At 30.1% G+C, this 15,164-nt stretch carries 15 protein-coding genes; 6 read left to right on the forward strand and 9 right to left on the reverse strand.

Features of this window, described 5'->3' with window-relative positions; all coding sequences use genetic code 11:
• Position 1: 1 nt before the first annotated feature.
• From ACTT9D_RS05175 to ACTT9D_RS05200, 6 genes are read right to left on the reverse strand one after another with little or no spacing between them, the layout of a single operon-like run.
• Complete coding sequence (locus ACTT9D_RS05175; protein WP_440930739.1) at positions 2–1,438, reverse strand: protein adenylyltransferase SelO; 1,437 nt, start codon at positions 1,436–1,438, stop codon at positions 2–4.
• A gap of 6 nt (positions 1,439–1,444) precedes the next feature.
• Complete coding sequence (gene fdhF / locus ACTT9D_RS05180) at positions 1,445–4,213, reverse strand: formate dehydrogenase subunit alpha (protein ID WP_440930740.1); 2,769 nt, start codon at positions 4,211–4,213, stop codon at positions 1,445–1,447.
• Positions 4,213–5,868: an NADH-ubiquinone oxidoreductase-F iron-sulfur binding region domain-containing protein gene (locus ACTT9D_RS05185; RefSeq protein ID WP_440930741.1), complete on the reverse strand. Its 1,656-nt coding sequence runs from the start codon at positions 5,866–5,868 to the stop codon at positions 4,213–4,215. Before ACTT9D_RS05185 ends, fdhF begins: the two co-directional genes overlap by 1 nt.
• Positions 5,869–5,876: 8 nt before the next feature.
• Positions 5,877–6,716 (reverse strand): formate dehydrogenase accessory sulfurtransferase FdhD, encoded by an 840-nt coding sequence (fdhD, locus tag ACTT9D_RS05190; protein WP_440930742.1) that lies wholly within the window; start codon positions 6,714–6,716, stop codon positions 5,877–5,879.
• Complete coding sequence (locus ACTT9D_RS05195; protein WP_440930743.1) at positions 6,713–7,192, reverse strand: HPP family protein; 480 nt, start codon at positions 7,190–7,192, stop codon at positions 6,713–6,715. Before ACTT9D_RS05195 ends, fdhD begins: the two co-directional genes overlap by 4 nt.
• Complete coding sequence (locus ACTT9D_RS05200; protein ID WP_440930744.1) at positions 7,189–7,590, reverse strand: iron-sulfur cluster assembly scaffold protein; 402 nt, start codon at positions 7,588–7,590, stop codon at positions 7,189–7,191. Before ACTT9D_RS05200 ends, ACTT9D_RS05195 begins: the two co-directional genes overlap by 4 nt.
• A 41-nt stretch (positions 7,591–7,631) precedes the next feature.
• Between ACTT9D_RS05200 and ACTT9D_RS05205 the strand changes: the two genes are divergently transcribed.
• From ACTT9D_RS05205 to ACTT9D_RS05230, 6 genes are read left to right on the forward strand one after another with little or no spacing between them, the layout of a single operon-like run.
• A complete protein-coding gene (locus ACTT9D_RS05205) occupies positions 7,632–8,234 on the forward strand; it encodes a molybdenum cofactor guanylyltransferase (protein WP_440930745.1) in 603 nt (200 codons plus the stop codon).
• Positions 8,235–8,236: 2 nt separating this feature from the next.
• Complete coding sequence (locus tag ACTT9D_RS05210; RefSeq protein WP_440930746.1) at positions 8,237–9,478, forward strand: molybdopterin molybdotransferase MoeA; 1,242 nt, start codon at positions 8,237–8,239, stop codon at positions 9,476–9,478.
• A 51-nt stretch (positions 9,479–9,529) separates the two neighbouring features.
• Positions 9,530–10,438 carry a DMT family transporter gene (locus ACTT9D_RS05215; RefSeq protein ID WP_440930747.1) on the forward strand — a complete coding sequence of 303 codons (909 nt, stop codon included), beginning with the start codon at positions 9,530–9,532 and terminating at the stop codon, positions 10,436–10,438.
• Positions 10,439–10,454: 16 nt separating this feature from the next.
• The gene (locus ACTT9D_RS05220; protein ID WP_440930748.1) at positions 10,455–11,672 is read left to right on the forward strand and encodes an aminopeptidase P family protein; all 1,218 of its coding nucleotides are present in this window, start codon (positions 10,455–10,457) and stop codon (positions 11,670–11,672) included.
• The gene (locus tag ACTT9D_RS05225; protein ID WP_440930749.1) at positions 11,672–12,781 is read left to right on the forward strand and encodes a serine/threonine protein kinase; all 1,110 of its coding nucleotides are present in this window, start codon (positions 11,672–11,674) and stop codon (positions 12,779–12,781) included. Before ACTT9D_RS05220 ends, ACTT9D_RS05225 begins: the two co-directional genes overlap by 1 nt.
• 1 nt (position 12,782) lies before the next feature.
• Complete coding sequence (locus ACTT9D_RS05230) at positions 12,783–13,832, forward strand: threonine aldolase family protein (protein ID WP_440930750.1); 1,050 nt, start codon at positions 12,783–12,785, stop codon at positions 13,830–13,832.
• Here ACTT9D_RS05230 and ACTT9D_RS05235 read toward each other — a convergent pair.
• The 3 genes from ACTT9D_RS05235 to ACTT9D_RS05245 all read right to left on the reverse strand — a co-directional run.
• Entirely contained in the window at positions 13,825–14,052 is a 228-nt protein-coding gene (locus ACTT9D_RS05235; protein WP_440930751.1) for a hypothetical protein, read from the reverse strand. The two genes, ACTT9D_RS05230 and ACTT9D_RS05235, sit on opposite strands and share 8 nt — an antisense overlap.
• Positions 14,045–14,644, reverse strand: a complete 600-nt coding sequence (locus ACTT9D_RS05240; protein WP_440930752.1) for a 2OG-Fe(II) oxygenase — start codon at positions 14,642–14,644, stop codon at positions 14,045–14,047. The genes ACTT9D_RS05235 and ACTT9D_RS05240 overlap by 8 nt, the downstream gene beginning before the upstream one ends.
• A 2-nt stretch (positions 14,645–14,646) precedes the next feature.
• Positions 14,647–15,164 (reverse strand): tetratricopeptide repeat protein (locus ACTT9D_RS05245; protein ID WP_440930753.1); only part of this gene is annotated, 518 nt, incomplete at its 5' end.

The following is a 15,164-nucleotide window of genomic DNA, read 5'->3' on the forward strand; positions in this document are numbered from 1 at the left end:
TTTAAGTCCCACAAAAAGTTCTATAATCTGAATCGTCAGGACCTTCTTGGTAATATTCTTTATTATCACTTAAATTATAAGGATTTTGAATATTTTTTATAAATTTATTAAGCTGGTCAAAATTATCATTTGAAGCCATCTCTAATATTTTTTCAATCAAATGGTTTCTGGGTATTATAATTGGGTTATTTTTTCTCATCAAATCCAATGATTTCTTCTTTTGAGATATAGTACGTTTTGTCCATTTTTCTTTCCACTTTAAAAACTCTAAATTTTCAAATTTATTAAAATTAAAATTTTTAATATCCATTAAATAACAAAAGGTGTTTGTGTAATCATATTTATTTGTTTTCATAATATTAAGTAATGATGAAATAACTTCCTTATCTTCTTTATCTTCATCAATTAATCCTAATTTACATTTCATCATTCTATACTGTTCTATTTCATATTGATTTTCAAAATCATCAATAATTTCACTTGCAAGATCTATAGATTTTTTTTCATTTGAATCAAATAATGGAATAAGACATTCTGCAAATCTTATTAAGTTCCATTTTGTTATTTTTGGTTGATTTAAAAATGCATATCTCCCAAATTGATCTATTGAGCTAAATACTTTTTGTGGATTGTAGCTATTGATGAAAGCGCATGGGCCATAGTCAATACTCTCTCCTGATATTAACATATTGTCAGTATTCATTACACCATGAACAAAACCTACTCTTATCCAGTTGACAACAAGCTGTATTTGTTTTTTTACAACTTCTTTAAAAAGTTCTAGATATTTATTTTTTTTGTTTTCTAAATAAGAATAATGTCTATTAATTACATAATTGGTTAATGTTCTGAGATCATTAATATTATCTCTTGCAGCTATATATTGAAATGTACCAACCCTGATATGACTTGATGCAACTCTTGTTAGGATCGCACCTGGTAGTTTTTCTTCTCTAATAACTTTTTCACCTGTTTTAACAACTGCAAGACTTCTGGTTGTTGGAATTTTTAATCCATGCATTGCTTCACTGATGATATATTCTCTTAACATTGGACCTAGAGCCGCTCTTCCATCACCGCTTCTTGAGAAAGAAGTTTTGCCCGAACCTTTAAATTGAATATCAAATCTTTCATTAGATTTAGAAATATGCTCTCCAATTAATACAGCTCGTCCGTCACCTAACATTGTAAAATGACCAAATTGATGACCGGCATAAGCTTGAGCTATTGAATTGCTACCTTTGGGTAAATCATTGCCTGAGAGAATATGAGAAATTTCATCTTTATTTAAATTTGAAAAATCTAAACCTAAGTTTTTAGCTAAATTTTCATTAAGTAATATTAATTCTGGTTTTTTTACAGGTACAGGATCTATTTCTTCTCTAAATGATTTAGGTAGTTTGTAGTAAGAATTATCAAAATGCCATCCAATGGTCATTTTAATCTAAACAACTTCAGCTTGGTTATCTTTCGGTTTTACTTCCGTTTTAAATTGGTTTGAAATTTTTTGAACTTCTACTGAAGAAACCTTATATTCAGCACACATAGTTTCTTCATCCTTACCATGACCAGTAACCATATTAACCATGTGCTCTGGGAAATGGAAAGTCGTGAAAACAATACCTTCTTTAACTTTATCTGTAACTTCAACTTTTAGAGCAACTTCTCCTCTTCCAGAATACAATCTTCCAATATCACCAGTATTTAAATCTCTTCTTTCAGCATCTTTCGGATGTATTAAAAGAACATCTTTATCAACGATATTAATATTACTTGTTCTTCTTGTCATTGTTGCAGCATTATAATGCTGTAAAACTCTACTTGTTGTCAGAATTAATGGATAATCTTTTTGATTAGCTTCAATTTCACTAGATTCTTTCCAATCAAAATTTTTCAATCTACCTTTACCTAATTTAAATGTTTCTTGGTGAAGGATTTGCGTATCTGTTCCATCTTCTTGTACAGGCCATTGTAAGCCTAATTTACCCAATCTTTCTCTAGTTACACCTTTGAAGAAAGGAACCACATCTGCTATTTCAGAAAGAACTTGATCAGCATCATAAGTTGGTTGATCATAACCAAGTTTTTGCATCATTTCAGTTACTATTAAACCATCTGGTTTTGTACCAGGTAGAGGAGGTACAGCTCTATTTACTCTTTGTATTCTTCTCTCAGTGTTTGTAAATGTTCCGTCTTTTTCTAAAAAAGTTGTGCCTGGTAAAACTACAGTTGCAAGTTTTGCTGTTTCACTCATAAATATTTCTTGAACAACTAATAGCTCTAAAGAATTCATTGCCTCAATAACATGTGCACTGTTTGGGTCTGTTTGCACTATATCTTCTCCTATAATCCAAACTGCTTTTAAATCTTTTTTAATTGCTGCCTCAAACATTTGTGGAATTTTCAATCCAGCTTTAGTTGGATGAATAGCACCATATTTTTCTGTATAAAATTTTTGATTATTTTTATCAGCAACTTCAAAATAGCCCGCACCTTGATGAGGTTGGCAACCCATGTCTGCTGCACCTTGAACATTGTTTTGACCTCTTAAAGGATTTACACCAACTCCTTTTCTTCCAATGTTACCAGTAATCATTGCAAGGTCAGCAATTAACATTACAGTTTTAGAGCCTTGCTCGTGCTCAGTAACTCCTAAGCCATGGAACTCCATAGAGTTTCTCGCAGTAGCATATGCTATTGCAGCTTCCTTAACTAATTGTTTATCAACTCCAGCTACTTTTGCTAGCAGATCAACATCTTGTCTTTCAATTTCTTTTAAGAAGTTGTCAAAACCTTCTGTTCTATCTCTTACAAAATCTTCATTATAAAGTTTTGATTTAACGATAAAATGCAACATCATATTTAAAACAGCAACATTTGTTCCTGGTCTTAACTTGATATGGTAGTCGGCTAGTTTTGCTAATTCTGTAGTGATAGGATCTAAAACAATAAGTTTTTTACCTTTCATTACTTGTTGTTTAATTTTTGCTCCAGTAACTGGATGAGCATTAGTTGGGTTCGCTCCAATCACTAAAAATAAATCAGCATGAAAGATATCTTCAGTAGAATTAGTTGCTGCTCCAGTGCCAAAAGTTTGTTGCATTCCCCAAGCAGTTGGTGAATGACAAATTCTTGCACAACAATCAACACTGTTTGTACCAATTGCTGCTCTAATCATTTTTTGGAAAACATAGTTTTCTTCATTTGTACATCTTGCAGACGAAATACCAGCTACTGCGTCAGGCCCATCTTTTTTTACTATTCTATCTAATTCTTTTTTAATAAAGTCATATGCTTCATCCCAAGAAGCTTCTTCAAATTTTCCATTTCTTTTAATAAGTGGAGATTTTAACCTATCTGGGTGATCATAAAATCCAAACGCATATCTACCTTTTATACATGTATGACCTGCATTTACTTCGGTTTGTTTAGGTGTATCTATTGCAACAACTTTATCATCTTTAATTGATGCTTCTAGGTTACAACCAACACCACAGTATGAGCAAGTAGTTCTAACTTTTTTGTCTACAGCGGCTGATTTTGATTGAAAGACATCTGAAATTGCATCAGTTGGGCATGTGTGAGCACAAGCACCACATGATACACAAGAAGAGTCACCAAATAACATGTCATTATCAGTAGTAATTCTTGACTCAAAACCTCTGCCACTCATTGTTAAAACAAAAGATCCTTGAATTTCATCACAGGCTCTTACGCATCTTCCACAATTAATACAGTTGTCTAAATTCATTCTCATATAGTCATGAGAAGTATCTCTAGGAGTGCCTTTGTGTTGTTTAGGATTATTGTATCTATGATCACTTATACCAAGGTCATTAGCTACAGTTTGTAATTCACAATTATTATTAACTTCACAGGTATTACATTCCATAGGGTGATCTGTAAGCACTAATTCTACAATGTTTTTTCTTAAACTTGTTAATGCTTCATTGCTTGTAAAAATATGTTGATTTTCAGCTACAGGAGTATGACATGAAGCAACTATTCTAGTTGGGCCATCTTTTTCTAATGCTACTTCAACTGAACAAACTCTACATGCACCGTATGGAGCTAAATTAGGATCATCGCATAATGTTGGAACTTTTTTTTCTCCAACGTAACTTTTTACAAACTTTAATATAGATGTATGGTTTGGACCAATTTCGTATGGTTTCCCATCTATATATGCAATTTTTCTTTTCTCTGAACTCATTAGTTGTCTTTAACTATATCATCTTTTAGCTCATCGCCAAAATATTTTAAAATATTCATTATTGGAGTGGGGATTGCTCCACATAAAGCACATAAACATCCCTTCTGCATAGTAACCAACAATTCATTCAATAATTTCAAAGGTATCTTTGCAGTCTTTTTCTTTGCTTGGTCAAACATTTCTTTACCTCTATAAGAACCAAGTCTACCCGGAAAACATTTTCCACAAGACTCCTCTGCAGAAAATTCAAATAGATGGTGAATATATTCTGCCATAGAAAAATCTTTAGGAATACTTACTACACTTGCATGTCCAAGCATAAAACCTGCTGAAGTAAATTCTTGGAAATCTAAGTTTAATTCATCAATTTTTGATAAAGGCACCACACCACCTAAAGGACCACCAATTTGAAAAGCTTTAATTTCTTCTTTGTAACCACCACCAATTTCTTCAAATACTTTTTTCATTGGCGTACCCATATCTATTTCATAAACCCCAGGATTATTAAAAAAACTATCTAGACATACAAGTTTTGTTCCAGCAGATTTTTTGTTTCCAATTGATGAAAATTTTTCTGAACCATTTAATAAAATTCCAGTTGCGGCAGCTAAAGTTTCAACATTGTTAACTACAGTTGGTTTTTTGTATAATCCCTCTGTAACTGGAAATGGCGGTCTTACATCAACTTCAGCTCTTCTACCTTCTATTGATGCAATCAATGCAGTTTCTTCACCACAAATATAAGCTCCCTGACCAATGCAAATATTTAAATCAAAGTTAAAATTAGTTCCAAGAATATTTTCACCTAATAGATTGTTGTTCTTTAATTCATTAATACAACCATTTATAGCTTCAATAGATTTTGGATATTCTCCTCTAATATATAAAACTCCCTCATCACTGCCGATTACATATCCACAAATGATCATACCGAACAAAACTTTTAAAGGTTGATCTTCTAATAGATATCTATCTGAAAACGCACCAGAATCTCCCTCATCAGCATTACAAACTACATATTTTTTTTCTGAATTTGCTTTGCTGCAGAAATCCCATTTCATTCCAGTAGGAAAACCAGCGCCACCTCTACCTGTAAGATTAGAATCTAGTAATGATTTAATAATTGTTTTTTTATCAGAACTTAAAAATTTTGATAAATTTTCTTTTACTTGATCTATAGTTGATAGTTTATCATCCATTAAAAAACTTGTAGTAGCGTAGCTTTTAGAATGAAATTTTTCTTGCTTGATATTTTCGCCTTTTAAAATTTGATCAATTTTTTCTATGTCTTTTCCCGCATAATTTTCACCATCATAATGAAACGCATTGTTTTCATAACAGTGGCCAAGACAAAACATTTCTCCGACTTTATCTTCGCCTAATTTTTCTTGTAGTTTCTTTTTTAATGGTTCTTGCGTACCTGAACACATACAAGCACTTCCATTACAAACAAATGCTTTTTTTTCTCTATGTGAAGGCCTTAAAAATTCATAAAAACTTTCTGCACCATGAATTGTTGATACACCCATGTTGTATTGTTTTGCAATTTCCTGACTATTTTGTGAGTTATGATTTAAAGTATTTTCTGAAATTTTTTTGAATAGATTGTCCTTAAGACCAATTCTTCCAGATAAATTACTTATATTTTTTGACATAATCTTCGCTAATTTATTTCTACTCTTTGTGAGTTAGTATAAATATTAAAACTATCTTGTTTTACAAAACCGACCAAGGTCATGTCAAACCTATTTGCCAAATCTATAGCAAGACTTGTTGGCGCACCAACACCGATCATTAAACCTATATTGTTAATCAATGCTTTTTGGACTAACTCAAAATTAAGCCTACCTGAACATGTGATAAATTGGTCATTTTCTTTAAGTAACTTCTTTTGAAGAGTTTCACCAATTAATTTATCTAAAGCATTATGACGACCAACATCTTCTTTAACAGCTATTAAATTTCCATCATTAGAAAATAATCCACTCGCATGTATTCCACCCGTGATTGAGAACTGAGTTTGATTCTCTTTCAAAATTTCAGGAGATTTAATAATAATATTTTTGTTTATTTTTTTGTTTGGGTATTTGGGTTTATCTTTTTTTAAAGTTTCAAGAGCATCAAGCGAAGTCTTTCCACACACGCCACAAGATGAGTTCATCAGAAAGTTTCTTTTAACTTGTGCAATATTAACATTATCTGAATTATTTAATGTTATTAAAATTTTATTCTTAAAATCATATTGACCGTTGTTTTCTCCATAGCTCTCAATTTTTTCTATCCAATTTATGTCTGTTATAATTTGCTCATTATATATAAATCCAACAGATAAATTTTCATCATCTCCTGGAGTTCTCATTGTGATAGACAGATTTTCTTTTTTCCAATCTTTTCCTTCTTTATATTTTAGATTTATTTCAAGAGGTTCTTCAATTGATATATAATCTTCAACATTATCAAGTTTATCATTTTTATATTTTGAAATTTTGTATTTAGAATTCATTTTTGTAGAGGGTAATTTTTCTTTAAAATATACTTGTTAAGAATTACTCCAAATAAAAGAATGATAATTGTTCCAGTAATTATTGGACTGATTAAATAATCAAAAGATGCGCTTCCAATTATTACCATTATTGGATTACCCCCAGCAGGAGGGTGAACAACATCTAAAATAACCATTAAAAAAATCCCAAAACCTACAGCAACAGGAATTATTATGAATATTGGTAGTTGAATAAAGTTAACAAAAATTACTCCAACAAGTGCAGTAAGTAGATGGCCAAAAAAAATGTTTTTAGGTTGTGCAAATGGACTTTCAGGGAAACCATAAAGTAATACCATTGAAGACCCAAAAGAAGCAGCAAGAAATAGACCTAATTCGGTTTTATAAGTTATCAAAGTCAAAACACCAATTGTAAAAGCCGAAAAAATTCCAGCTAAACTTGCTTTGATAAATTTATCTCTTTTAATATCAATCATCTAATATCTAAAGCTTTTAAAACAGTTCTTATAGGAAGAAGCAAACATTCTTTTCTTGCAATATTTTTCTTGTTTAAAATTTCTAAAAAATCTTTCCATTTTTTTTGAATTTCTAAAGAAGTGTTTTCAAATAATTTTTCACAATCTATTAAAAAATCTTTTATTTCATCTATCTCTTTATCTTTAATTTTTCTGGATAAAAGACTTACCGAAGCCTGACAGTACACACACGATTTACATTGATATCCGATATCTTTAATTTTATCATTTTTAACAACAAGGCTAATTTCCATTTCATCACCACATAATGGATTTTTATTTTTAGATTTATGTGTAAATCCATCTATAATTTTATTATTTTCAGTGTTAGCTGCAATTTCTAATATTCTTAAGTCCATTAAATTTTTGTATAAATTTTTAAATATTTTATATTTTAATTATGGAACATAACAAGATTTTAGGTGTTGTGCTAGCTGGCGGAAAGTCTTCAAGATTTGGAGCTGATAAATCAGAAGCAATTTTAGGTAATAAAAATTTGATTAGTCATATATTAGATAAAATAATATTCAAATTTGATAAAATTTTGGTTGTTGCAAATCATAAGATTAATTTTAATGAAAATGACAAAATTAATTTAATATCTGATTATCATAAAGATTTAGGTCCTTTAGGTGGAATTTATTCTGCTATGAAATGGATCAAAGATAATAATAAACCTTACGATTGGATAATAAGCTTACCAACAGATACACCTTTTTTTGAGACAGAAATATTAGATGAATTTTTTAAAAAAACTAAGGAGAAAGAAAAAAAACTTTTTTTTATGAAATCAAACAATAAAAGACATAATATTTTTGGCTTATGGTCTTTAGATTTATATAAAGATTTAGAAAAAGATTTACTTGAAAATAATGAGAGAAAAGTTGAAACTTGGGCAAATAAAACAGGTGTTGAAACAATAAATATAAATTTTGAAGGTCGAGATCCTTTTTTTAATATTAATACTGCAGAAGATTTAGAAAAAGCTAAGAAATATATTTGAATATGAAAAGCTATAATCAAGCAAAAAAAATACTAACTAATGCAAAATTAACAATTAAAGATGAAATAATTAATATTAATTCTTCATTAAATAGAATTGTTTCAGAAAATGTTTTGTCCAAAGTTAATTATCCAGCTGGAGATAATGCAGCCTTCGATGGATTTACGGTAAGAGCTCAAGATACAAAAAAACTAAGTAAAAAAAATCCTAAATACTTCAAAATATTAGGCTCATTAGCTGCTGGCGACAGACCTAAATTTAGATATAAAAAATTGAGTGCTGTTGAAGTGATGACAGGAGCATTAATACCAAAAGGTTTTGATACTATCATTCCAATTGAAAAAATTAGATTCGATAAAAATAAAAAGAATATTCTTTTAAATGAAAAATTAAATAAATATTCACATATTAGATTTGTAGGATCAGATTTTAGAATAAAAGATATAATTCTTAAAAAAGGTACTCAAATAAATTCAAACCATATTTTAGCATTAAAAACTCTTGGCATACAAAAATTAAAAGTTAAAAAAATTCCCAGTATTCTTTTTTTTTCTACAGGAAATGAAATATCCGAAAAAACAGATATACCAAATTGGAAAGTTAGAAATTCAAATAGTTATTACGTTAAATCATTAGCTAAAAAATTTTCATTTAATTTTATTGACGGGGGTATTTTAAGAGACGAAGAAGAGAAATTATTTAAAAACAAACTAAATAAATTGATCAAATCTGATATAGATTTGATAATTACTTCTGGAGCAGTATCAGCAGGAAAATATGATTTTATTCCAAATGTTGTAAAATCTTTGCCATTACAAACTTATCTCAAAAGTGTAGCTATTAGACCTGGCAAACCTTTTATGTTTGCTAAAATTAAAAATAAACCAAAAGCTATATTTGGTTTACCTGGAAATCCCATGTCATCTGCAGCTTGTTTTAGATTTTTTGTCTATCCTTATTTATGTCATTCTTTACAAACAAATGAAGAAAAGCCATTGAAGGCTGTTTTAAAAAATAGCTTTTCCAAAAAGAAAGATTTTACAAGATTTATTAAATGTAAATTAAGCACAAATCAAAAAGGTGTACAAGAAGTTGAAGTTCTTAAAGGTCAAGAATCATTTAGAATTAAATCTTTTATAAATGCAAATGCGTGGGGAAGTTTCCCTTCAGGTAAATCTAAATTTAAAAAAGGGGAGATTATAGATTGCTTTCCAGCAAATTTTTCGAATAAAAATTTTTATTAACAAGATAGATTTTTGTTGTAGTTCAATTCTTTTCCAATTAAAAATTTAGTCATGATAGAACTAAAAAATGAAAAAGTAGCTGTTCCAGTAGTTCTATTCGCAGGATTAATTTGGTCGTTTGGTCCGTTAGTTGTTAGATACATGAATGACCCGCATTTAGTGCCTTGGCAATATATTTTCGGAAGAGGCCTCACTATATTTATCGTCTTAAATTTATATTTATTTTTTGAAGAGGGAAAAAATTTTTATAAAAATTATTATAGAATAGGTTATTCCGGTGTAGTTGGCGGTACAGGTTTAGGAATCGCAATGATCTCTTTTATATATTCGATTACCAATACGAGTGCTGCTGTAACCTTATTGTGTTTAGCAGCAATGCCTTTTTTTACTGCTCTATTAGGTTTTTTATTTTTAAGAGAGAGAATTTCTCTTAATGTTTGGATAGCAATAATTATAGCAACAGTTGGTATAGTAATAATTGCTCTTGGAAATACGGCTAAAGCCTCATTAATTGGGTTAGTATTTGGAATAACTTCATCGATAGGTTTTTCAGTGTTTTCAGTATCATTAAGATGGCGAAAAGAAACTCCTAAATTTACAACAGTAGCTTTTGCTGGTTTTTTCTGTTTTGTAACAGCAACTATATTTATCCTGAGTGGTGACAACCAATCATTTTTTTCAACTAGTTATAACGGCACTTTGTTTTCTCTTCATGGTGTACTTGTTTGTATGGGTTTAATATTATATTCGATAGGTTCTAAAGCTATTCCTGCCGCTGAACTTACCCTTTTATCTTTGACAGAAGTAATTGGTGGAATTTTTTGGGTATGGCTACCATGGTTTGGAATAAATGAAATACCATCTACAAACACAGTTATTGGTGGTTTTTTCTTATTTATTTCTATCACTTATTATAGTTTAATAATGAGAACAAATAGACGTTTCATAGGACTTAATTAATCAAAAATATATATTTATGGAAAGACCAGATTTTTTTGAATTGAAGAATGGAGATAAAGTTAAATTACCTTTCTCTGATAAAGAATATCAAAATAGAGTAACTAGTTTAAGAAAAGCAATGGATGAAAATAAGATGGATATGGCAATCTTAACATCAATGCATAACGTGGCATATTATACAGGTTTTATCTATTGTTCTTTCGGAAGACCATATGGATGTGTTGTGACACAGAATAAAATTGTAACTATATCTGCAAATATTGATGCAAGTCAGCCATGGAGAAGATCTCATTGCGATAATGTAATTTATACAGATTGGAAAAGAGATAATTTTTTAAGAGCAATAGTATCTATTATCGGAAGAGATGACCCACCAAAAACTATAGGAATAGAAAATGATCACGTAACTTTAGATTTGAAAGACAAACTAAATTCAATTTTTACTTTTTCAAATTTCAAAGATATATCAAATAGCTTAATGAAATTAAGAATGATTAAATCAGATGAAGAAATTGAAATTATAAAAAATGGAGCAGGAATAGCAGATCTTGGTGCAGAAGAGATAGCTAAACATATTAAACCAGGCCAATCAGAGATTGAAATTGCTATTCAAGGTAGAGATAGAATGGAAAGAGAGATTGTCAAAACCTATCCTGAAGCAGAATACATGGACACTTGGGTTTGGTTTCAATCTGGAATTAATACAGATGGAGCTCATAATCCAAAAACAAATAGAAAATTACAATCAGGAGACATTTTATCACTTAATACATTCCCAATGATTTCGGGATATTATACTGCTCTTGAAAGAACTTTATTTGTAGATAATGTTGATGATGAGTCCTTAAAAGCTTGGGAGGCAAATGTTAAAGTACATAAGCGTGGGTTAGAATTAATTAAACCAGGCGTAAAGTGTTCAGAAATTTGTGCTGAGTTGAATGAGTTATTTGCTGAGCTTGGCTATCTTCAATATAGAACATTTGGATATGGACATTCATTTGGAATGTTATCTCATTTTTATGGAAGAGAAGCAGGACTAGAATTAAGAGAGGATATTGACACTGTATTAGAAAAAAATATGGTTATCTCTATGGAGCCAATGATTATGATTCCTGAAGGAAAACCTGGAGCAGGAGGATACAGAGAACATGATATTTTGGTTATAAAAGAAGATGGGGCAGAAAACATAACAAAGTTTCCTTTTGGACCAGAACATAATGTAATTAAAAACTAATGACAAAAAAAATAGTAAATAGTTGGAATGAATGGGATCCATTAAAACATGTTATTGTTGGAAGAGCGGATGGCACATGTATACCAGCTCCTGAACCAGCATTAGATGCAAAAGTACCAGAAGACTCTGATATGAGAGGACAATTTGGTCCAAGAACAAAAGATACTGTAGATAAAGCCAATCAACTTTTAGATGATTTTTCTAATATGCTTAAAAAAAGAGGAATAAAAGTTGATAGACCAACACCAATAGATTTTAATCAAAAAACTTCTACACCTGATTGGGAAACAGAAACTATGTTTGGTTGTATGCCCCCAAGAGACGTGCTTTTAACCGTTGGGAATGAAATACTAGAAGCAACTATGAGTTACAGATGTAGATGGTTTGAGTATTTATGTTACAGACCATTGTTGAAAGAATTTTATGATGCTGATCCTAATATGAGACATGAATCTGCACCAAAACCAAGATTGACTGATGCAGATTATCATAAAGACTATTTATCTGATAAAATTGGTGTTCAAAAAAGATTAGAATGGACTGAAAAAAAATTTTTTGTAACCACAGAAGAAGAGCCGCTCTTTGATGCTGCAGATATACTTAGATTTGGAAAAGATTTAGTTGTTCAACACGGTTTTACAACAAATTTGAAAGGTATTGATTGGATTAAAAGACATTTCAAAGATCACAGAATCCATGCAGTAAATTTTCCTGGAGATCCTTATCCAATTCACATTGATGCAACATTCACTCCAATTAAAGAAGGATTAATAATCAACAACCCTCAAAGAAGGCTTCCAAAAGAACAAAGAAAATTATTTGAAGATAATGGTTGGGAAATTATTGATGCTGCACAACCTGCTCACAATGAGCCACCACCATTATGTTATTCTTCAGTTTGGCTATCTATGAATGTACTTGTTTTAGATCCTAAGACTGTATGTGTAGAAAAAAGTGAAGTATATCAAGCAGAACAACTTGATAAATTGGGTATGGAAGTTGTTCCAGTTGATCTAAGAGATGCCTATGCTTTTGGTGGAGGACTACATTGTTGTACAGCAGATGTTTATAGAGAAGGTAAACTAAAAGACTATTTTCCAAAACAATAAGATGGCAAAAATTAAAACAAAGAGGGAAAGAGTAAAATTTGCCTCTGATAATGTTGCTGGTGCGTGTCCAGAAGTTTTAGATGCTATCTTAAAAGCAAATGATGGTGATAGCACTCCATATGGTAACGATCCTTTATCAATCAAATTACAAGATAAATTTTCAGAAATTTTTGAAAAGGAAGTAATTGTTTTCCCAACTGCTTCTGGAACAGCAGCAAATGCTTTAGCATTATCAACAATGACCCCATCTTATGGAAATATATATTGTCATAGAATGGCGCATATCAACACTGATGAATGTGGAGCTCCTGAGTTTTATACTGGAGGAGGAAAATTAATTCCATTGAATGGAGTAATGGGAAAAATAACAGCTGAAGAATTAGATCAATCCATAGGTGGAAAGGGTATAGTTCATCATACTCAACCCTCTTCTGTAAGTATTACACAAGTGTGTGAAACAGGTGAAGTTTATCAATTAGATGAAATCAGAAAAATATCAGAAATTGCACATAAACATAATTTGAATATGCATATGGATGGTGCAAGATTTGCTAATGCACTTGTTTCGTTAGATGTTTCGCCAGCCGAAATGACGTGGAAATCAGGGATTGATGTATTATCTTTTGGTGCAACTAAAAATGGTTGTTTAGCTGCTGAGGCTATCATTTTTTTTAAAAAAGAATTAGTAGGTGATATTGCTTTTTTGATGAAAAGAGCAGGTCACTTATTGTCAAAAATGCGATTTGTTTCTGCGCAACTTGATGCTTATGTAACTAACGATGTTTGGCTGAGAAATGCAAAACATGCTAATAAAATGGGAAAAAAACTAAGTGATGGATTAAGTAAACATAACGATATTGAAATATCTTATCCAACTGAAGCAAATGAAGTTTTTGCTAAATTTCCAAGAGAAAAAATAGAACATTTAAATTCAGAGGGCTATAAAATGAATGAGGAAGAGCTAGATGGAAAATCAGTAAGATTAGTTGCTGCTTGGAATACAAAAGATAGTGATGTTGATGAATTACTAAATATAATAAAAACTAACTAGGATTTTCTTTTAAAAATTCAATATATGTTATTACTTCATCGTATCGTTCATCAGGAATATCTTTATAGCTAGCATTAAACTTACTTTTTACACAAATAGCTACATGCGCGTAAGGGTTTCTGCCCTTTGGATGATTTGGATGATCTGGTAATTGTCCCACCAAATAATCGCCAGCTTCCTGGATAATTTTCCAGAGAGCGCTTGCATTTTGTTTATTCATTTGTAGGAAAATGCATCCATCCAGTAACAATATATTTTAAACCACTTCTTAAAATTTCACCACAATGTGCATGAGTCCACTCTGCTGGCCAAATTAAAGTTTTACCTGTTTCTGGTTTTATCTTTAATTTATAATGGGTAAAGTTTGTATGTCCTCCATCTTCAACATCATTAAGGTATGTCATCCAAGCAAAAACTCTATGTAATGAATTTAAAGAAGATCTTTCTGTATGAATATGAGAAAAATGATCACCTGGATTATATTTTTGGATATTAAAAGTTGGAATATCAACCGTGTTGATTTTATCATTAAGAAATGGCCATTGTTTTAAATAGTCTTGATAACATTTGTGTAAATAATCAACATAATCTTTTAAATCTTTATAATTTTTATTAACTAAATTTTTTGGATGTATATTTATATCTGTAGTTTGTTTTAAATTTTTATTCTTTCCATCACCTGTTGCCCCATCTTTTTGTAGATCAATATTCTTTTCAAAAAAATTGATTATTTTGTTACATAATTCATCATTTTGAATATTCCAAATTCCTATAAAATTAGTTTGATTATTTTCTAGCTTCAATCGTTTCATAATTATATTATCTTAATTTCATTTTGTTGAAATCTTATCATTCCAGAAACTTTTTGAATTAATTTCAGTCCTTCATTATGTTTATTTAATTTAAGTAATAGTTTTCCTAAAGAATGATTTGCAACATGATGATTTGAATCAATGTCTAATACTCTCTGATAATACTCTTTTGCAGATTTTAAATTATTTTTTTTTTCAAAAATATGCGCAATTCCACAAAGAGAATTTACATTTTTACTATTCAATTTTAAACTTTTTTTGAAATAATCTATCGCATCTTCTAATTTATTTAATTTTTGAGAAATAATTGCTAAATTCATATGAGCGTTAGAATTCATTGGGTTAATAACTATAGCTTGCTTAAAATAATTTTCAGAAGATGAGAAGTTTTTTTTAATACCACTGATTGAACCAAGTAAAAAAAGAGTTTCAAAGTTATTATTTCTTATTTTTAAGTTTTCTTTAAGAAGATCTTCTGCTTTATCGAATTCTTTATTATCCAAAAAATTTTTAGCTTTTT

Origin of the sequence: Candidatus Pelagibacter sp., from assembly GCF_052049815.1 — a bacterium.
In the GTDB taxonomy this organism is placed as follows: Bacteria; Pseudomonadota; Alphaproteobacteria; order Pelagibacterales; family Pelagibacteraceae; genus Pelagibacter.